This window comes from Paenibacillus validus NBRC 15382, from assembly GCF_004000985.1.
Classification (GTDB): Bacteria; Bacillota; Bacilli; order Paenibacillales; family NBRC-103111; genus Paenibacillus_G; species Paenibacillus_G validus.
On the sequence record NZ_BIMH01000038.1, the window covers coordinates 18,946 to 40,084 of the forward strand.

General features: G+C 48.2%; 15 protein-coding genes. All 15 read left to right on the forward strand.

What is annotated here, in order from left to right:
- Positions 1-199: 199 nt before the first annotated feature.
- The 15 genes from PVA01S_RS19940 to flgK all read left to right on the forward strand — a co-directional run bounded on the left by PVA01S_RS19940 (position 200) and on the right by flgK (position 21,135).
- Positions 200-4,120 carry an S-layer homology domain-containing protein gene (locus PVA01S_RS19940; protein ID WP_127609041.1) on the forward strand — a complete coding sequence of 1,307 codons (3,921 nt, stop codon included), beginning with the start codon at positions 200-202 and terminating at the stop codon, positions 4,118-4,120.
- Between the two features lie 494 nt (positions 4,121-4,614).
- Complete coding sequence (locus tag PVA01S_RS19945; protein ID WP_127609042.1) at positions 4,615-7,779, forward strand: S-layer homology domain-containing protein; 3,165 nt, start codon at positions 4,615-4,617, stop codon at positions 7,777-7,779.
- Between the two features lie 68 nt (positions 7,780-7,847).
- The gene (locus PVA01S_RS19950) at positions 7,848-8,390 is read left to right on the forward strand and encodes a hypothetical protein (RefSeq protein ID WP_127609043.1); all 543 of its coding nucleotides are present in this window, start codon (positions 7,848-7,850) and stop codon (positions 8,388-8,390) included.
- 89 nt (positions 8,391-8,479) lie between these two features.
- Entirely contained in the window at positions 8,480-8,749 is a 270-nt protein-coding gene (locus tag PVA01S_RS19955) for an alpha/beta-type small acid-soluble spore protein (RefSeq protein ID WP_054799369.1), read from the forward strand.
- 190 nt (positions 8,750-8,939) lie between these two features.
- Positions 8,940-10,142: a methionine adenosyltransferase gene (gene metK, locus PVA01S_RS19960; RefSeq protein WP_127609044.1), complete on the forward strand. Its 1,203-nt coding sequence runs from the start codon at positions 8,940-8,942 to the stop codon at positions 10,140-10,142.
- A gap of 160 nt (positions 10,143-10,302) precedes the next feature.
- A complete protein-coding gene (locus tag PVA01S_RS19965) occupies positions 10,303-12,921 on the forward strand; it encodes a stalk domain-containing protein (RefSeq protein WP_127609045.1) in 2,619 nt (872 codons plus the stop codon).
- A gap of 88 nt (positions 12,922-13,009) precedes the next feature.
- Positions 13,010-14,164 (forward strand): sensor histidine kinase, encoded by a 1,155-nt coding sequence (locus tag PVA01S_RS19970; protein ID WP_127609046.1) that lies wholly within the window; start codon positions 13,010-13,012, stop codon positions 14,162-14,164.
- Between the two features lie 5 nt (positions 14,165-14,169).
- The gene (locus PVA01S_RS19975) at positions 14,170-14,895 is read left to right on the forward strand and encodes a response regulator (RefSeq protein WP_127609047.1); all 726 of its coding nucleotides are present in this window, start codon (positions 14,170-14,172) and stop codon (positions 14,893-14,895) included.
- 89 nt (positions 14,896-14,984) lie between these two features.
- On the forward strand, positions 14,985-15,383 hold the full coding sequence (locus PVA01S_RS19980) for a glycosyltransferase family A protein (protein WP_054796301.1): 399 nt from the start codon (positions 14,985-14,987) through the stop codon (positions 15,381-15,383).
- Positions 15,384-15,403: 20 nt separating this feature from the next.
- Positions 15,404-17,266 (forward strand): ATP-dependent helicase ComFA, encoded by a 1,863-nt coding sequence (locus PVA01S_RS19985; protein ID WP_127609048.1) that lies wholly within the window; start codon positions 15,404-15,406, stop codon positions 17,264-17,266.
- Between the two features lie 80 nt (positions 17,267-17,346).
- On the forward strand, positions 17,347-18,078 hold the full coding sequence (locus tag PVA01S_RS19990) for a ComF family protein (protein WP_127609049.1): 732 nt from the start codon (positions 17,347-17,349) through the stop codon (positions 18,076-18,078).
- A 106-nt stretch (positions 18,079-18,184) separates the two neighbouring features.
- Positions 18,185-18,604 (forward strand): hypothetical protein, encoded by a 420-nt coding sequence (locus PVA01S_RS19995; protein ID WP_054796305.1) that lies wholly within the window; start codon positions 18,185-18,187, stop codon positions 18,602-18,604.
- 109 nt (positions 18,605-18,713) lie between these two features.
- Entirely contained in the window at positions 18,714-18,980 is a 267-nt protein-coding gene (flgM, locus tag PVA01S_RS20000; protein ID WP_054796328.1) for a flagellar biosynthesis anti-sigma factor FlgM, read from the forward strand.
- Between the two features lie 21 nt (positions 18,981-19,001).
- Positions 19,002-19,502, forward strand: a complete 501-nt coding sequence (locus PVA01S_RS20005; RefSeq protein WP_127609050.1) for a flagellar protein FlgN — start codon at positions 19,002-19,004, stop codon at positions 19,500-19,502.
- 28 nt (positions 19,503-19,530) lie between these two features.
- A complete protein-coding gene (gene flgK, locus PVA01S_RS20010) occupies positions 19,531-21,135 on the forward strand; it encodes a flagellar hook-associated protein FlgK (protein ID WP_127609051.1) in 1,605 nt (534 codons plus the stop codon).
- Positions 21,136-21,139: the final 4 nt, after the last annotated feature.

A 21,139-nucleotide genomic window follows, 5' to 3' on the forward strand; every position in this document is an offset into this window, starting at 1 on the left:
GAATTTCAGTGCAAACCTAAATTTTTCTACTTCTCTAACCGATAAGTAAAGTACATGAGACTTTATACAGGGTTAGTGTGTCTAATCATGTAGAAATGCGTTGGAAGGAGGCACTTTCGGAACTGCTCAGACGTTCGTTATTACGTACCCATGCTTTGAATAACCAACATAACCATAAGCAAGCAAGGAGGAGATCAACTTGAAACGCCAGAACAACCGTGCGTTATCCGCATTACTTATTTTCGCCATGCTGCTAACGCTCTGGACGCCTCTTTCGGTAAGTGCGGCTGCGGTTTCCATCACCATCTCAAATTTGAATAACGTGTCGGCTCCGGTATCGGCGACTGACGATACCCCAAGCTCGGCGGCTACGGTGGATACGTTTACGACGAATCCCGTCACGGTGAGCGCCAATATTGCCGGAATACCGGATAACCAAGTCGCAGGCATTTACCTTCGGATTACGAATACGACAACGAAGAAGGTAACGGAAGACAAAGCCATTAAACCCGTTCAAAACGGCAGCGAAATTACATTTAATAATATTATGCTGTCGCAAGGCTTGAATAAAATCGAGATGAAACACGATTCCTTCGGATATACATCCGTACCAGGGTGGGCGAACTTCTCGGCGGCCTTGTCGATCAGTGACCTGAAATTGAACGATCAACAGCTTAACGACAACTCAACGGTGAAGAGAGCCGGTACGCTTGAGGCCATCACAGGTACAGCGACGAATGCCGATGAAATCGTCGTTTATTTGAATGGTACGGCGTATTATCCGGCCAGCTTTTCGCGCAACAAATTTACTTTTTATTTTAATACCGGGCGGATCAGCGACATGAATCTGGAAGCCGGTAATAACGAGCTTACTTTTGTTTCGAAGCAAGGCAACAATACGTACTCGTTAACTCGCAAGTTCTTATATGATGACGGCAAGGCCTATCCATATGACGCAGTCATTAAAGGATTGGGCGCAGCCACCTCCCCGTTAGAGCTTCTCTATCGTCCGACGATTGAAACCAACAACGTCAGTGACGTCGAACTTCGTTTGAAGCTGAAGTCCAATGTAACAACGTCTGTATACCAATACGAGTATGCCGATTTGTACATATCCGGTACGGCAGGGAAATATACTGTCCGTTATGATTTTGCGTCGAACGGGTTTACCAGTACGGGGACCGATCCCGATTTGAACAATGATACGGCGGGTGTGAACACGTTTCATTCGGAGACGCCGGATGGCCCCGATTTTTCCATTCATGATATAACCGTACAGTTGCCTGTCGCGACAGGAAGCTCCAACCAGATTTTTGAGGTTAATTATGTCGATGCCGATAACCGTCTTCCTTCTTTTAAAAGACAGTTCTTTTTCGATTTTGTCGATAAAGACCAACCGTATATTAATCAAGACGTGCAATTGTTTGTAGATGCGACGAAGACGGTTGCGCTGAACAAGCCGAACGGATTCACGCAAATCACCCGATTTCCAGCAAAATTGAAGGTCCTGACCAACAACTCGGCGGGTGTCCTGGTGAAAATCAACGGCCAGCCGTATGACGATATGGACGCGGCCACAGCCAATACAGGCGGCATCTATCCGGTTACTGCTGTAACTCCGGCTGCACCGGCGACTCATACCGGGGAGATGACGGTGACATTACAAGGAATTCCGGACGGATCCGCTCTTCTGGAAGTTGTTCCGTGCGCGGACGCCACATGCTCGGCACCAAGACTGGCTTCGACGAAAACCTATAATCTGCAAATCTCCTCTTCGCCGTTGCTGCTCTTGGACAACGTTTATAACGGTATGGTGATTACAGGTAAGGATCAACTGAAATGTACGGCCGCGGCTATGCTGGGGCAGGTGTGTATTTCCGGACGTATTATTAATAAAGCCTCGGCAACGATGGAGGCGACCCTTAATGGAGAGCCGTTAACGATAGACTATCCGAACAGCCCGGCTGACATTGAAACGTTCCGAATCTCCGGGGCGGGATTGAACGTCAACAACGTGCTCAACACCGACGGTAAAAAGACATTGACGTTCAAAGTGAAGGTCAATGGTCAAGAGGTTACATTCAAATACGAATTTTTCATTATTTCCGATAACGGTCCTACCATTACCTTGTTCGATCTGGACTACAATGTGAGCGATCCGCGCTTCGTCAAGAACGCTCAGAGCTACATTACGACAGCTACGCAGATTGATTTGATCGGTCGTGTCACGAACGGGTTGTCCCACAATGCTGTCATTGATGTAACCGTACAGCTGCCGGGCAAGTCGACGGAAATAGCGATAGCCAAAACCATTACGACCGTAACTCCGGCGAATGGAGATCCTGCGTATGACGATGTGCGCGTGAACGATTACACCTTTCCTGCAGATACCTACGGGGAGTTTATATTCAATTTAAGAGTCAAGGCTGCAAGCGGGTCCGAAGTGAAGCAGCAAATTCGTATTACGAAGGAACCGCAGCCTTACCGCATCATTGATCCGTTATCGCTGGGCAATTCTACGGGCTTCCAAGACCTTGTATTGATTAAAAACTCGGACGGCAAGGCGCAGCTGAATATCAACAAAAACTATCAGACGCTTCTGATTTATGCGGAGAAAGCAACACAAGTTCTCGTCGGCAAAGAAGAGGCGCTGGAGCAAAAGGCATATCCAGGCGTGTTCCGTTATGAAGTGACAAATTTAAAAGCAGGCAAAAACGAAATTAAATTCACTGTCGTACGCGGTACGAATCAACAGGCGGGTTCTATCGTGTTGAACAATACGAATACAGCTATTGAAGGTCTGCAATACAAAGCGAAAATGGGCACTTCGTTTAAAGTATTCGAGGGGGATGTCAGCTTAACGTTCCCTAAAGACACGAAACTGATTCGTAACGATCGTAATGATAAGTTCATTACATCCGAGCGGAGCCTTCTGTTTGCGATTGCCAGCACGGTTGACGGACGTGTCGAGAAAACAGAAACACCGGCGTTCAAAGATTTCTTGAATGAAACGACAGGACGGTTCAGACCGGCAAGTAAACGTTTCTGGATCGATGCCGGTACGATTGAGAATATTGCCGACAGCGATCCAAACAAAGAAGCGCTTATGACGCAAGCTTTGACCAAGGGCGGCGGCCGTTTGCCGACGGAACCGTCCGACATTAATTCAAGTGTAGGTCAATTCCAGAATCGCGATATCAATTATTTAGTCGTTCCAAGCAAACCGGGTACGCTTACTCTGAAATACGATGCCGTAATCCGTGACGATGCATGGCGTTATCTCACCGTGTATCAATATAATGTATTTGAGAATTTGAATGGGAGTCTCACGCCTTCAAGACCAAACGGAGAATGGCGCAATATCGGCGGCGTCGTGAATCCGAAGAACAACACGATTACCGTTCCGATCGATTCATTCGGCTACTTCCAGGTCATGTACATGGACAATGGTTTTGGCGATCTGGATACGGCTACGAACAAACACTGGGCGAAGCTTTATATTGAAGCTTTGTATTCCAAAGGCATTATGCGCAGCAAGGATACGGAACCGAACCGTTTCTTGCCGGATGAGTTTATTTCCCGGGGCGAATTCGTGCAGATGCTCGTTAATATCTTCGATCTGCCGTTAGAAAACCCGGATACACGTGTCGATACCGGGGATCGCACTTATAACGGCATGTTTATCGATGTTCCGCGCGGCAGCGACTTGAGAAGCGGCTTTGGCCTGTATGACTTTAAGCATATTGAAGCGGCTGCCCGTGCAGGTATTATTCGTGGCCAAGCCGGCAATATCTTCGGGCATGACCAATCGCTAACGCGGGCGCAAGCGGCTCTGATGATCGCAAGAGCGGCGGATTTGAAAATGAACTCCGATCTCACGAAAGCGTCCCAAGCGCTTCAGAAAGCTTATACCGACGGGGTTAACATTACGGATCCTGAGTTTGTTCCGGCTATTGAAGCTATCACGAAAGCAAAATTGATGGACGGAATTCCGAATGATTTGCTTGAGGGACAAAGCAAACAAACAGTCCGCTTTGACGCTGGCTCCAACATCACCAGAGCGCAAGCTGCAACTATCGCTTATCGTGTCCTGCAGCAGCAAAAGAAATTCCCGAAATAAGAAATCACGACAAGAAACTATCTTCGCTGCAAGCAGCTGCAGACGAAGATAGTTTCGTTACATACAAGGGATGTCCAATGAGTATGGTGTATGGAAAATACTAAGTAATGACGAAAGTGATATATCACGATATACTAAGTTTCGTAAGTGAGCGGCACACGAAATGATAGATGAAAGTGAAGCGAAGCTTGCGGGTTAAAAAAACGACAGAAAAACAAAAAAAGTTTTTCGAGAGGCGCAACTTTTTAAAAAACCTTGCGTTTAATACAGTGAATCACGCAAGGAACAAGGAAAGAGCATTAAACATTGGATAATATTCACAAAATTTGCTCTTTACCTTTGGTAGCATGTCAGTGTATAATGTTAAATGGCATGCGAGTCTCTAAGTAGGGACATTATTAGTGTTTACTAGTTTCTGCAAACTTATACGTTGCAGACTTAACTAAGTTAAAATCATTTTTGCTCTAAACTCTGGGAAGGGGGTGAATCGGCTAATGAGGGAAATGAGCTATAATTTATCTAAAGAAAACTCTCAACAACCGAAAGATATTCGAGGAGGAGAAAAAAAGGTTATGAAAAAAAGTTTATCTGCAATTTTGTCCTTGGCTATGGCATTCTCGATGTTTTCTTCCGTTGCGTTCGGCGCTGAAGCTGAAGCTAAGAAAACATCTGCTGACTTCGACGATCTGAAAGATCTGACAGCAGAACAAAAAGTAATTTTCGATGCAATGATCTCTGGCGGCATCTTCGACGGCGTAGGCGAAAAAACATTTGGTCTGAAAGACAAAATGAACCGCGCTCAATTCGCTAAAGTTGCAGCTTTGATCTTTGATCTGGAAGTTGACACTTCCTTGAAAACTTCCAGCTTCAGCGATGTTAAAGCAGAAGACCCAGCTAACGGCTACGCTCTTCCTTACATCGAAGCTTTGAAAGCTGCTGGTTTGACTGACGGTTATGCACCTGGTGAATACAATCCTGCTGGCGAAGTTACTAAACAAGAACTCGCAACTTTCCTGGTTCGTGGTCTTGGTTGGGAAGCTGAAGCGAAAGCAAGCGCTGGCGTAAGCGACAAAACAGTTTCCGACTGGGCTAAAGGTTACGTTGCAGTAGCAATCGAGAAAAAAATCTTGACTAGCGGCGAAGACGGTACTTTCGGTGGTACTTCCGCAGCTACTCGTGACTTGCTCGTATTGTCTTCCTACGCTGCTGACAAACAATACGTTCCAGCTGGCAAAGTTAGCGTAACTGAAGCTAAAGCAACTGGCGTTAGACAAGTTACTGTAAACTTCAACAAACCAGTTGATACTGACAAAGCTCAAGTAACACTGAAAAAAGGCAGCCTAGCAATTGCTACAACAACTAAGTTCTCCGAAGACAAAAAATCCGCAATCTTGACTTTGGATGATGTTAAAATTACTGCAGGTTCTTACTCTGTAGCGGTTACTGGCTTGGATGCTGCTACAATTGATAAATCCACTGCCGAATTCACTGCTGAAGACGAGAAGTTGACTAAGCTGAGCTTCGTTAACCCAAGTGAAAAAATTGCTAAATCCCCTAGCGTAATCGTTAAGGTGAAAGCTGAAAACCAATACGGTGAGAATGCTTCTATCAACGGCGGTAGCTACACGGCTATGGCAGGCGGCGAAACTAAAACCGTTAAGAGAAATGATGATACAGGTTTCCTTGAAATTGAGTTGGACACTACTAGAAACTCTGCAGGGACTCCAACTACAAGTGAGCTTGATGTTGTTCCGATCAACATTTACCTGACGAACTCCAACATTTCCGCTCAAAAAACATTCAAAATTGGTACAGAGCCAATGGTTTCCAAAATTGAGCTTGGCGCACCGGTATATTCCACTGGATCTACAACTTTGAATGGCGAAGGCGAGTATGTAGAGCTTCCAATCACAAGATACGATCAATATGGCGATGTCTTCAAAGACAACGATAAATTTACGGGCGCATTTGCTTCCTTGAGCGATCGTACGAAAGCTGATGTTATCATCACTCCTTGGAATGATGAAGCGTTGAAGTTTGATGCTACTACAGCTAAGAAAGATAAATTGAAAATCAGCTTGTCCAAAAACATTGATAAAGCAGGCGAATATACAGCGACTGTATATGTTAGCGGATCCTCTGCTACTGCAACAATCTCTGTTAAATCGACAAAGCTTGCAACTAGCGTAGACTTTGGTTCTTTCAACGGTGTGTTAGCAACAGGCGATGTAAATAAATACATCCCAATCGTGGCCTATGATGCTAATGGCAACCAATTAAGCGCAGATGATATCGTAGACAATGCTAAGAACAAGCGCTTTACAATCTCCGTTTCTGGAGCAAACATCGCAACCGGTCCATTGGGTAACGGTAACGATGCAATTGTTCAAAGCGGTGAACACAAAGGTCAGATTAAACTAGACTCCATTGTTGCTGGTAAAGGCGGAGTAGTTTACGTTAACCTTGGTATCTACACAGCAAACGTACAAGTTAATAAGTACCAACAATACACGGTTCAAGACCAACGTGTAGCTGATACGATTAAACTCGTAAGCGCTGAGCCAGCTCACAAAGCTACTAACGGCGGTGCTTCCAAAGTTAAATGGCAAGTACTTGACCAATACGGCGAGAAGTTGGACTCCCTTGGTTCTAACGCTGCTAACTACAAACTTGCTGTTAGCGTATCTAACGCAACATATGGTACTGTATCCGGTCCAGTAGCAGATGGAGTAGATGTTCCTAGCACGAACTTCAAAGCGTTTAACGGTAAAGAAATCAAGTTGACTGGCCAAAATGTAACGAACACTGCTCAAAAAGTGAAGCTGGAAGTTAAACTGTTGGAAAATAAAACAGGCTTCACGGATGCAACTAAAACAGTTACTTTGAAAACTGTTGACAACGAAGTTGAAGTACTTCCAAGCACTACTGAGCTGACTTACAGAATCGAGCCGGTTAAAGACCTGTTTGCAGTGTTGGATAGCGGCATGACTAAGAACTTTAAAGATAGCGATGCTAAAGAGTACTACAATGCTCTTGGCAGAGTCGTTTCGATCAAAGCAAAAGACAAATCCGGTAACGAAGTTGCGATTCCTGAAAACCTGATTACAGCAGTAACTTCTTCTAACACTAGCGTAGCTCATGCTGTTTATAATAATGGTTTCGGAGTTTCCGTTGACGCAAGTGGCAACGTAACTGAAACTGTTGACCCTACCGATGCAGGTAAAGCGGCAATCGTTGGTAACAAAGCAGGTACTGCTACAATCACGATTGCTTACACGAACCTCAAAGGTGAGCAAAAAACAGAAGTTGTGAACGTTAATGTCAAAACGGATCCAGTATCTGTAGCTTCCTTGACAGCTGGTAACAGCTCCGCTGATGCAGCGAAAAACGGCGCAGGCACTGCTTTGGTTGACAAAGCGTACACAATTATGGATCTTAAAGTAGTTGACAACTACGGTATTGAGTACACGAAAGGTGAAATCTTCAACTTCAGACAATTCACGAACGTTCTTTACTCCGTGTCTGATGTAGTTGGAGGCGGTACTGTAACTGTTGCTGGTGACGGTACTATCACACTTAGCGGTACGGTTAGAAGCTTCGTACTGAAAGCTACTTCCGGTACTAAATCTGTAACTACTGACGTTACTGTGACTCCGTAACAGAAGTTTATAAGAGAGACCCGAAAGGGTCTCTTTTATTTTAAGAACCTATCCAGAGGTGATTATATATGTTGAACACGTTCAAGAAAAAGTTAATGCTTTGTATGGTCCTGATTTGCACGAGCACCATATACATAGCCAATGCCAGCAGTTCTGACACGGCAGTAACACCAGGCTCAGTCAACGATCCTGTCATTACCAAAAGCTACTTGGATCAACAAATCGAGAAGAAAATTACAGAGGCCCTTGCGAATCAGACAAGCAGCGGCGGTAAAGCGCCGGATCCTTCTACTCAACCTGCTCCATCTACGACTAACCTCACTATCGTTGAACTCCAGCAATCGCAAGCTCTCTATGGCGGCTCAGGCACCGAAATCATTGTTCGAAGCGGTAAAGTACTCGTCACCAGCTCCGATGAAAGCGGTATCGCTGACGTTACCATAGGTAAAGATATTACGAATGGCGCACCGGTCGAGCTGAATCATTTGCTTATTGTTCCACGCGAAGGACGGGGAATTAAGCCGGATCCAAAAAACAAACAAGATATATTTGTTATGGTACGCGGAAGCTATTCCATCTTAAACGCCGATGGTACAAAAGCTACTCCATAATTTTACCCTTGCGACCAATCATTTATACGTTTGACTTCCTTCGGATCGGTCATACTAAACCCACATCCCGATGAAGGAGGCTTTCGATTATGTCGAAAACAAACAAGAAGGTCGTACCGGAGAGCGGAAAAGCGTTGGATATTCTGAAGTATGAAATTGCGGCCGAACTGGGGCTACCGGTAGGTAAACAGATGGCGAGCATGAATGTGGAGTTTGCGACAGAGCTTGGTTCAATTCCGTCCCAACAAGTGAAAGAGGATTATTGGGGGCATATCGCATCTCGTGATGCAGGCGCTGTCGGGGGAACGATTACTTCCCGCCTAATTAAAAAGGCAGAGGAAACGTTGTTCGGCCTCTAGCTGGAAACAATTTAAAGCACTAATTGTTAATTTTTTTGAACAAGTCCCGAATTCATTGACAGTGTTGGACAAATCCAGTAACATACAGAATGAAGGTAAACATTAAAGAAACCTTTTCCACTCGGAAAAGGTTAATTTTTTGCATGTAGACTTATTCATTAATTAATACTAGCAGTAGGAGGTTGTTCTAATGTCCAATTCAACCGGTCGTCGCTTGTTTACATCCGAGTCCGTTACCGAAGGTCATCCGGATAAAATTTGCGACCAAATATCCGACTCCGTTCTGGATGCTTTTCTTGCTAATGACCCTAACGCGCGTGTTGCGTGCGAAGTTTCCGTTGCTACAGGTTTAGTGCTTGTGATCGGTGAAATTTCAAGCCGTTCGGAGTTTGTCGATATCCAATCGATCGCACGTCAAACGATTAAAGATATTGGCTATACGCGAGCTAAGTATGGTTTTGACTCGTCCACTTGCGCCGTGCTTGTTTCCTTGAATGAGCAATCGCCTGACATCGCACAAGGGGTAGACCAAGCCCTCGAAGCACGTGAAGGTCAAATGTCGGACGATCAAATCGAAGCGATCGGAGCGGGCGACCAAGGGATGATGTTCGGTTTTGCAGTCAATGAAACTCCTGAATTGATGCCATTGCCGATTTCTCTTTCTCACCAATTGTCCCGCCGCTTGTCCGAAGTTCGCAAGAACGGAACGCTTGGCTACCTCCGTCCGGATGGTAAAACGCAAGTTACTGTCGAATACGATGGAGCAAAGCCGGTTCGTGTCGACACGATTGTCGTTTCTACCCAGCATGCGGAAGAAATTACGCTGGAGCAAATTCAAGCTGACATTAAAGAGCATGTCATCAAGCCGGTTGTACCGGAGCACTTGATCGATGCCGATACCAAATACTTCATCAACCCGACGGGGCGCTTCGTTATCGGTGGACCACAAGGGGATGCAGGTCTCACAGGCCGTAAAATTATCGTCGATACGTACGGCGGTTACGCTCGTCACGGCGGCGGCGCTTTCTCCGGTAAAGATCCGACGAAAGTTGACCGTTCTGGCGCATATGCAGCACGCTATGTTGCGAAGAACATTGTTGCCGCAGGTCTTGCCGACAAGTGCGAAGTACAGCTTGCCTACGCAATTGGTGTGGCTAAGCCGGTATCGATCTCCGTCGATACATTCGGTACAGGTACAGTGAGCGAAGAGAAGCTGGTCGAAATCGTTCGCAAAAACTTCGACCTGCGCCCTGCAGGCATTATCAAAATGCTCGACCTGCGTCGCCCGATTTACAAGCAAACGGCAGCCTACGGACATTTTGGCCGTACGGATATCGATTTGCCTTGGGAGCGTACGGACAAAGCGGATCAGTTGAAAGCAGACGCACTGTAATATATCAGCGTTCATGATCTGTCTAAGCAAGACGATCCGATTCGATTCGGATCGTCTTTTTTGACTTTGTCGAATATTATACTATGCAATGAACGTAACTTTTCTCATAGAATAAGAGTCTAATAGAAAGGAGAGCGGAAATAGAGAGGAGATTAATAGCGTGATTTTGCACAAGAAGTGGCGAAAGTTGTCGTATGTCGTACTAGCAGCTAGCGTTATCCTATCATCTTGGTCAGCGACAACCGCTGCCTTTGCACAAAGCCAACCTGTTCTAACGATGGTGAACCAGGAAATTTTAACGTCAGGCGCTATATTGAAAAAATACACTTGGCAGACGACCCGTAACAATAAGGACGTAAAAGTGAACGCGAATGTAGTGGAAGTGGACTTGACGAATTCGAACGTCAAATTGGATGTGATGACGGGTACCAACAATCAGTTTACGAAAAAGCAGACCGTGCTCGGAATGGCTATAGAGACGAAAGCCGTAGCCGGGGTGAACGGAGATTTCTATAACACGCAGGCTGAAGGGGTGCCGATGGGCCCGCAAATAAGTAACGGACAGCTTATGGCGACTCCGCCGTATTTACCGGGCTTTTACACATTCGCCCTCGATCAGAACAATAAACCGATTGTGGACTTAATTACTTTTAAAGGAAACATCATAGCGAAAGATGGAGCGAGCTATCCGCTTGGCGGGATTAATAAGACGTATTACTGGTTTGAGCCGGGCGGGGAGCATAGTCATATCGACGGCCTCTTCATGTACACGAATGCCTGGGGGCAGGTGGACCGCTCCAACGACGGAGTGACTTATCCGACCGAAGTGCTGGTGCAGAACGGCATCATCACGCAGATCCCGGAGAACGGCGTTGTGAATATGATTGCTCCCCAAGACGGGTATATTTTGCGCGCATCGGGCAAAGCGGCCGAGTTTGTGCGTGCCCACCTGAAGGTAGGAGATCCGATAAAGGCGGACTATGAAGTGCTTGCTCAGGACCCGAATACGAAGTACGACGTGACCAAGTTCAAAATGATGATCGGTGGCCACACGATTCTGGTGGACGGCGGCCAGCCCGCAAAGTTCTCGCGTGAAGTGGCTAGCTTGTGCTGCACCCGTTCCCGAACGGCGATCGGGTACTCGAAGGACGAGAAAACGGCTTATCTCATTACAGCCGATTACAGCGGCGAAAGCAAGGGCTTGAGTATGACCGAGCTGCAGCAGTTTATGATTCAGGTCGGCGTATGGAAGGGATTGAATCTCGACGGCGGCGGCTCTACGCAAATGGTCGCCAGACCGCTCGGCGAATTCGAGCCGGTGCTTGTCAACAAGACGGAAACCGGCATTCAACGGAAAGTTGTGAATGGTGTAGGCGTCTACTCCATTGCCCCTAAGGGGCAAGTAAAAGGTTTATTCGTCCAAGCCCCTAACGTATTGTTCCTCGGGGAACATTCGCCGCTTAGCACCAAAGCTTACGACGAATACTACAACCCGATGGAAGCGGGTACGATGACCGCCCAGTGGAGCGTCGCCGATCAGAGGGGCACCTTTAAAGAAAATGTATTTACACCGACCAAGGCGGGTATGGCTAAAGTAACCGCCGTATCCGGCCAAGCAAGCTTTACGGCTGACGTGGAGGTTGCCGGAAGGAACCAAATCGCCAGTATGAAGATCATGACCGATAGCTTGGCTTTGTCCGAAGGCGAGACTTATAAAATCCCCGTAGTCGCGACAACCGTCTCGGGCAAAACGAGGGAGATTCCGGCGGAACTCATCGAGTGGGAGGTTCTCGGCATTAAAGGTCAGGCGGCTAACGGGAAACTGACGGTTGAAAGCCTCAACGGCAGCACTGGCGCTCAACTGATCGCCCGTTATGACGGTTATAGCACAATGGCGACAATTCCGGTCGGGATCGACAAAACCTGGTATGACCTCGACAATTTTGCTGTCATGACGATGTCCGATCAGAAGCCCGCGGAAGTTAAAGCGTCCGTACAGATCAAGCCGAGCGAGACGAATAATAAGTACCTCGAGCTGCAGTATGATTTTACGCAGGGGACAGGCAACAAATGGGCTTATGCGACGCTGGATACCGGAGTGCTCATTGAAGGTCAGCCGCAAATGCTGAAGGTAAAAGTGAACGGTGACGAGAGCTTAAACTGGCTGCGGGCCGAAATTCTCGATAACAGCGGAAAAATCCATTACGTCGATTTGGCGCGCAATATTAACTGGAAAGGCTGGAAGCAGTTGACAGCCGACTTATCCGAATATAAAATGAATTATCCGATTCGTGTGAAAAGCTTGTATTTGGTTAATGAAGAAATCGGACAGGACGAACGGGCGGCGAAAGGCAGTATCGGAATCGACGATATCGCCTTTACTTATCGCGGCAGCGTCCAGCAGCCGGCACAAAATTCGGTAGGGTTGACGATTAACAAGAAGGCGGTTACGGTGAACGGGAAAAGCCTGACTTTGGAGCAGGCGCCCTATATTACGGAAGGAAATACATTGATTCCGATTCGTTTCGTAACGGATGCGCTGGGCGGTACGGTTCGTTGGGACGAGAAGGAACGCAAAGTTACGGTCATCCGGGGAACCAAGATGATCGACCTATGGATCGATCAGAAAGACTTGCTTGTCAACGGTCAGCGCATCACAGCCGAGGTAGCGCCTGTCATTAAAAGTGATATAACTATGGTTCCACTCCGGATTTTATCCGAGAATTTGGGCTGGAAGGTGACTTGGGACGCTAAGACTCAGCAAATCACGATGCAATAATTAGTGCTTCAAGCTCTCACATTCTTTCGTGATTATGGTACTATATTGCTAGAACGAACGAGAAAAATGGCGAAGGAGCACTGTCCGGATGCAAGTCGACGTCTTTGACCGCGTCATCAAGAATGCCATTAATGTGATGGAGAACAGCAAGTACCAGATATTTGAGATTTGTGAGAGTGTCCGGGCTGAACGCGAAGCGCTTAACAATGAGCTACAGCTTGTCATTGAAGAAACGAAGAAGATGATCGACACGGTGGATCGTTTTGAGGTCGATTACCGGCGGTCCCGCGTCCGATTGACGGAAGTCAGCCGCGATTTCAAACGATTCAATGAAGAAGATATTCGCGCCGCGTACGAAGCGGCTACTCAACTCCAGGCCCAATTGGCTATTCATAGGGAAAAGGAACTGCATTTAAAACATCGCCGCGATGATTTGCAGAAGCGAATCAAGAATGTAGATAAACAATTGGAGCGGGCGGAAACGTTAGTGTCTCAATTCGGCGTCGTTCTGGAGTATTTGTCAGGAGACCTGAACCAGGTGACGCGCATATTGGAATCCGCCAAGAACCGCCAACTATTGGGCTTGAAAATTATATTGGCACAGGAAGAAGAACGTAAGCGCATTGCCCGGGAAATTCATGACGGCCTGGCGCAAAATATGGCTAACATGGTGCTTCGTACGGAAATTACCGAGCGGATGTTGGCCAAGGAAGCCTATAACGCGGTAAAAAATGAATTAAGCGATCTGAAGCTAAGCGTGCGGAGCGGAATTGAAGAGGTTCGGAAAATCATCTTCAACCTCCGCCCCATGGCGCTTGACGATTTAGGCCTCGTGCCGACGCTTCGTAAATTCGTCCAGGATTACGAAGAGAAAGCGAAAATACGTACCAAGTTCGAAATGGTGGGTAAAGAAATTCGTCTGCCTTCGGGCATGGAGGTTGCGATCTATCGACTCGTGCAGGAGACGTTCTCTAATGTCCACAAGCACGCACAGGCTACTCATGTGACGCTCGAGCTGACCTTCCAACAGCAAATGGTCAAATTGACGGTGAGTGACAACGGCATGGGCTTTTCGACCGAAAACATAGATAAGAAGATTGCCAATGGCACACACTACGGATTGATGGGCATGCGGGAACGCGTAGAGCTTCTCGAAGGCAGAATGGATATTGAATCGACGGTGGGCGTAGGAACGAAAGTTTCCATGGTCATACCAATTAAATCGGATTCCAGAGAGGAGTAAGAATTATGGATATCATGGGCAATGTCAAGCGCCCGATAAAGCTGGTTCTTGCGGATGACCATCAGTTGTTTCGCGAGGGAGTTAAGCGGATTTTAAATATGGAGAGCGATTTGGAAGTCGTCGGCGAGTGCGGAGACGGTATTCAGGTTCTGGAATTATGCAATACGCTTCACCCGGACATCGTCCTGATGGACATCAACATGCCGGTCGAGAATGGCGTCGTCGCAACGGAGAAGCTGAAAGATATTTTTCCCGATATTAAGGTGATCATTCTCTCCATTCATGATGACGAAAGCTATGTGTTTGAGACGCTTCGTAAGGGAGCTTCCGGTTATTTGCTGAAGGACATGGAAGCAGAGTCGCTCATTAACGCGATTCGCTCGGTTGTCGCGGGACATGCCTACATTCACCCCAAAGTGACAGGCAAGCTGATCAATCAACTGCGCCGAATGACTTACTTGGACGAGCAAGGCGTCTCCGGTACCAGTAACGCGGCCAAGGAAGCCGGCGTGAAATATGTACATATGGACAATAGCCCGCTGACGCGCCGCGAAGCGGAAGTGCTTCGTCTTATGGCGGAAGGCAAGAGCAATAAGATGATCGGCGAGTTTCTTTACATAAGCGAAAAGACGGTAAAAAACCATGTAAGCAGTATTCTGCAAAAGATGGAAGTCGATGATCGGACGCAAGCGGTCATTATCGCTATTAAGAACGGCTGGGTAACCCTGTAAGCTGCCGGACGACAGCAGTCTTTATTTAGATTCCCAAGGCACCAACCTTATGGAAGCGGCATATACTGCTCTTAAGGGAGGGAGCCGCTATGATGATAGGCTTGGTTTGGATCATGGGCTTTTACGCTGCGGGAATCGCAATCATCCATACGCTTCACTGGCGTTGGAAGCGGCACGGAAGCCATCGCATCACGCATTATGTGCTCCGAACGAGGAATAACGGACGCGATATTGAGTGGTATTTGAGGTCACTGCATTTGTTCTCCTGGATAAAGGGTAAATCGATCGAGGTGACACTTGCCGACGAAGGATCTACGGACGAGACGATCGCTATTGCCGAGCGGTTAAGCAAAGAACATCATCTGAACATTCATACGCGTGTGGAAGACAATTGGGACGAGTGGATGTTGAAGCACGAGCATGAGCAGATTGTGATTGTCCAGCTTAATCAAGCAGATGGTTTAGAAACCGCCTTCAAATATATGTGATCATCGGATAAAGGAGTAGCATGAAAGCATTCGTCTATTTGCTGGATAGTGCGAAAGAGAAGTCCTGGCACGTTTCTTTGGAACTGCGGGCGGATCGGGATCATTCGGTTCGGGTACACGCTCGAGATTTTCGTCTGCGTGTGCTGGAACCGTCTTTGTCATTCGGACAAGCCTACGCTCTTGTGAAGAGCTTGAACGGACGGAGGGGGGACGACTTGGCCGCGTTGCGGCGGGCAGCCGCCGGGTTAGGTTGGAAGGCTTCCGCTACGGACCACTGGAGACTTTGGTCTTGGCGTCCGCAAGCAAGCGATGAGGTGACCAAAACAGCTTGGATCGAAACGGATCGTCTAGTGTCGGCTTTAGCCCAGGGGGTCGAAGGAAGAAGCTTATTGCTGGAGGAGCTGGAGGCGCTTCTGAAAGAGAAGTCCTGGGGGCAAGCAGAGTCTCATGCAGGCTTACCCTATTTGCTCCAACTGGCATGGCTGCAAAAGCGGTTGGCGCTCCACCCGGGTATACAGGCAGGGATCGTTCGTCACGCCCTGGGACTAGCCGATTGGCGTAGGGCGCAGGCTCGCTGCCTGCGGTGCGGGAGCACAGGCATACAGGGGAAGCCTGAGGAAGCGGGGCTTGTTGTATGGTCGGGCTGTCCGTCGTGCGGGGCCGATTGTCCGTATTGCGAGGGCTGTTTGACGATGGGCAGGGTTCGCTCTTGCAGCCCGCTGGTTCAGGGCATTCGAGCGACCGGAATGAAACGCGAGGTTAGTAAGGGTCCGCTACAGTTGAAGTCTAATACCGCTTACCTTGAATCATGGGGGCTAAGCCCGATACAAGCTGCCGCATCGGAGGAAGCATTGAGTTTTTTGAAAGCAAATAAATCCCTTACCAGTGAAAAAACGGGTATGGGCCGGTTTTTAATTTGGGCGGTCACCGGGGCGGGAAAAACCGAAATGATATTTCCGATGATCCAGTACACAGTCGAATCGCACGGCAAGGTGGCGGTCGTGACGCCGCGGAGGGATGTCGTTCTGGAGCTGAAGCCGCGGTTGGAGAAGGCATTCCCGCACATTCGTGTCGTCACGCTGTACGGCGGCAGTGAGCAGCGCTGGGAGCGAGGCGAGCTTACCTTGGCGACGACGCATCAGATGATGCGGTTTAAGGAAGCTTTCGATCTGGTTATCGTGGACGAGATCGATGCTTTTCCATATCACAACAATCCTATGCTGCTCTATGCGGTGGAACAAGTATGCTCGCCGGGCGGATCCTTTATCTTGCTATCCGCCACACCTCCCGAGGCGCTGCAGCAGCAGGTGCGCGCAGGCCTCCTGCCGCATGCCCGGGTACCTGCAAGATACCATAGGCGCCCGCTGCCCGAACCGGTATTGCTCCGATGTTCTCCGATAAAGCGATTGCTGCAGGAACAGCGGCTGCCGGCACGTTTACAATCGGCGATTCAGAGGTCTCTGACTCGAGGCGCGCAAGTGTTTGTGTTTGTGCCGAATATCAAAACGGTTGATTCCTTTGTTACCTTGCTTCGTAGTGCGTTCCCGGGTTATGGAATAGAGGGGACGTCCTCGAGGGATGCTGAGCGCGCGGAGAAGGTGGTCTCCTTCCGTTCCGGGGCCATCCGGCTGCTGGTGACGACGACCATTCTGGAGCGAGGCGTGACGATTCCGAAATCCGATGTGTTTATTCTGGAGGCCGGGTCTTCCATGTTCGATGCCGCTTCGCTGGTCCAGATGGCCGGTAGAGCGGGACGCTCTGCGCAGGACCCGAACGGATTCGTTTATTTTGCCGCTGAGGAGAAGACCAGATCTCAGGTTCAGGCCGTCAAGCAGATTAAGGAGATGAATGCGCTAGCTCGAAAAAGAGGATATATCGACTAGGGCGTTAGGAGGAGGATCTGGACATCATTCAACCGTGGAAAGAACGATGGTTTTCTTTATGGAAACGATGGGTGCGAGGTATGGAAGGGCAGCTCGCTCCGCGCGCGCGAACTTGCTTGGTATGCGGCAATGCGAGTAAAGGGAGCGTCTCGGCGCAGCTGCAGGTGTGCCGGTCCTGCGAGGCGGCAATCCCATGGATACGAAACGTACAGTGTGCGCGCTGCGGCCGGCACGAGCGCTGCCCGGACTGCACAAGGCGGGAGGAGACGTACTTCGTGCAAAACCGCAGCTGCGTTCGTTATGACGAACAGATGAAATCATGGCTGGCGCTGTACAAGTACCGTGGCAAAGAATCGCTCAAACACGTGCTCGGAAATATGCTGGTCCACGCGTATCATCTGCATCGGCTCGCGCTCGAGCAAGAGGCTTGGCCAAAGCCCGATCAAGCCTATATGACCTTCGTTCCACTAAGCGAGGAGCGTTACGGGGAGCGGGGATTCAATCAGGCTGAGCAAATGGCTGTCGAAGTAAGCCGCTTGACCGGCATTCCGGTGCTTCCTCTACTCCGTCGTACCCGCCATACCGCGAAGCAAAGCTTTAAGGGCAGAGCGGACCGGTTGGACGATATGCAGGGAGTGTTTGAGTTGATTCCGGAGGCGGTCAGTCAACTGCTCTCGTACACTTGCACGCAGCGTACGCACCTCTACATTGTAGACGATGTATATACGACCGGAAGCACCTTGAACGAGTGTGCCCGGGTCATTCGCAAGTCCTTGCCCGTGCAGGTATTTGGTCTTGCTTTTGCCAGATAAGACATGTGTGAATCTTACCACTTTTTCGAAAAAAGGAAGTGCATTGTCCCATTGTTTGAGCTAAACTAGGGGTATAGAGGTTGGCTTATAGACAAGGAGGTATGTCATGAGTCTGAATGTGGCAAACTGTTACCGGTGCGGTAAAATATATGTGAAAAACATGCACGGCCTATGTCCGAACTGCATCAAGGATATTGAAAGCCAGTATGAGAAATGTTTGAAATATCTCCGTGAATATCGGACATGCACGATCCATGAATTGAGCGAAGCAACGGAGGTACCGGTAAAGCAAATCACGAAGTTCATCCGTGAGGGCCGTATCTCCATTAAGAATAACCCGAATATGTCGTACAGCTGTGAGGTTTGCGGGACAGCTATAAAAGATCATACCATTTGCGATTCCTGCCGTACGCGGCTGGCGAAGGATGCGAGCAATATGATGGAAGACGATCAGCGAAAGAAAGAAAAGCAGGAGGGCAAAGTAACCTTCAATATTAAGGATCGATTACACGAGCGGCATCAATAAGGAATTGTCAATCACATATAAACTTTTCATCTCCCCCCACCGATAAAAGTAATAAAGCTTTTACTGGTGGGTTTTATTATTTGTATGGAATGTGAATGAGGTGATATTGATGAAAATCAATGGTAGTAACCCGGTCGGCGCAGTTAATCAATATAAGAAGAACCAAGAATCGCAGCAGGCCTCGACAGGCCAGAGGATAGGCAAGAAGAAAGATCAGGTGGAAATTTCGAGCGAAGCGAAGGAGCTTCTGGAGACGCGGGGGGCGAGCCCGGCTTCGAGAGAGAAGATTGAAGCTTTGACAAATTCGGTGTCGTCAGGGACGTATCATGTCGATGCGCGGACGCTTGCGGAGAAAATATTTCCATTTCTTAAGTGATAAACAACGAGGGTGATGAGCATGGCATTTGAGGCTTTGATACGAATTATGGCGGCACTGAACGATGTCCATCTCTCCTTGCTGGAATTAGCGGAATTGAAGAAAGCTGCGCTAATCCAAAATGACGTTGAGGCTTTAACGCAAATCGTCACGAAAGAAAATAAATGGATCAAGCAGATCGGAGAGCTTGACGCGGACCGGGTAGAGGCGATAGGCCAGTTCATGATCGAGAAGAGTTTTAAGCCTAACAAGCGTGTAACCGTAAGCGATCTTACCAAGATCATCTTTGATGCCGAGGATAAGAAAAAGCTGATCGAGGCCCAGAGGCAATTGTTGAATACGATTCGAAAATTAAGAGAGCAAAATCAGTTGAATCAGCAATTGATTGAGCACTCGCTGGCGTTCGTCAACTATTCTTTGGACCTTATCGTAGGCCCGCCGGAAGATGATGTCCTGTATCACAGGCCACAGCATCAGCCTTCCGGCTATAAACGTCCTGGACTTTTTGATACAAGAGCATAAGACGCGGTAGCGAAAGGGGTTTCATTTCATGCGTTCTACCTTTGGCGGGATTGAAATTGCAAAGCGCAGCTTGTTTACACAGCAGGCGGCTTTGACGACCACGGGTCATAATATTGCGAATGCGAATACGAAGGGATATTCCCGGCAAGTGGTCAATATGGTAGCTTCGCGTCCGATCGAATACCCGGGTCTCATGCGCAGTAATGTGCCTGGGCAAATGGGACAAGGTGTGGAATTCGACCACATCAAGAGGGTTAGGGAACGATTTTTGGACGATCAGTTTCATAATGAGAATAAAAATTTAGGCGATTGGTCCATCCGGAAGGATACGCTTGAGAAGCTGGAGGCGATTATTAACGAGCCTTCGGACACCGGGATACGCCAAACGATTGAAGGTTTCTGGAATGCATGGCAGGAATTGAGCAAGACGCCGGAAAATACGACCGCTCGCGTGCTTGTGAAAGAGCGGGCGCTTGCCATGACGGACGCTTTCAACCATATGTCTCGTCAATTGAAGGATTTGTCCGGTGACCTGACGCAGAACATCGAAGTGAAAGCAAGCGAGGCGAACCAGATTCTAACGCAGGTTTCACGTCTGAACGATGAAATTTACCGGATTGAGGGCCTGGGTAACGACGCTAACGACCTTCGCGATCAACGTGATCTGCTGATGGACAATCTCTCAAAAATTATGAATGTCTCTTATACCGAAGAAGACAGAGGCTATAACGTCAGGCTTGGAAATTTGCAACTGGTAAGCGGCAACCAAGTGTCGACCACATTTACAAGAGAGTCCTTGGAGGCTGCGGCCGTGTCGGGAGATTTGAACTCGGGCGAAGTGAACGGGATGATTCAATCCCGTGATTACTATGTTTCCAATTATCAATTTCAACTGGACAGTATGCTTAAGGTACTTGTTGAAGGCGAAGTCAAAGTGACCTTGCCCAAAGATATGGTCGTTCCGGAAGGAACCACGCTGAACATCGTAAACCCGGATGGCACAACGACGCCTAAAATATATACGGGGTTGATTGCAGACCGTACGCTTGGGGATAACGTGGATGTGATTGTCAACGGATTTAACGGTCTTCATCAACTCGGTTACGGGGGAAATTCACCTTTGAAATCCGGTACGGCTTTCTTTGCGCTTAAGCCTGGATATACCGAATTTAATGCGGAGAGCGTTACGATTAATTCCGTCATTTTGAATGACGTTGCCAATATTTCGTCCTCGGCACGGACCTACCTTGATGCAGGTCAAGAAACAGTGGTCAAAGGCAACAACGATATGGCCCTTCTTTTGGCTAATATGCGCACCAAGCGTATCAACTTTGACCCGAGCGCTACCGGAAGGCCGGTGCTGACCGACGGGACATTTGATGAATTTTACCGATCGATTGTCGGCGAGCTGGGCGTTCAGAGTCAGGAGGCTACGCGTCAGGCAGCAAATCAGCAGATTCTCGTTGATCAGGTTGAATCGCGCAGGCAAGCGGTCAGCGGTGTTTCGTTGGACGAAGAAATGGCGAATATGATCAAATATCAACATGCATACAGCGCCGCGGCGCGTTCCCTTACGACATTTGATGAAATGCTCGATAAAGTGATTAATGGCATGGGTGTGGTCGGCCGTTAATAAG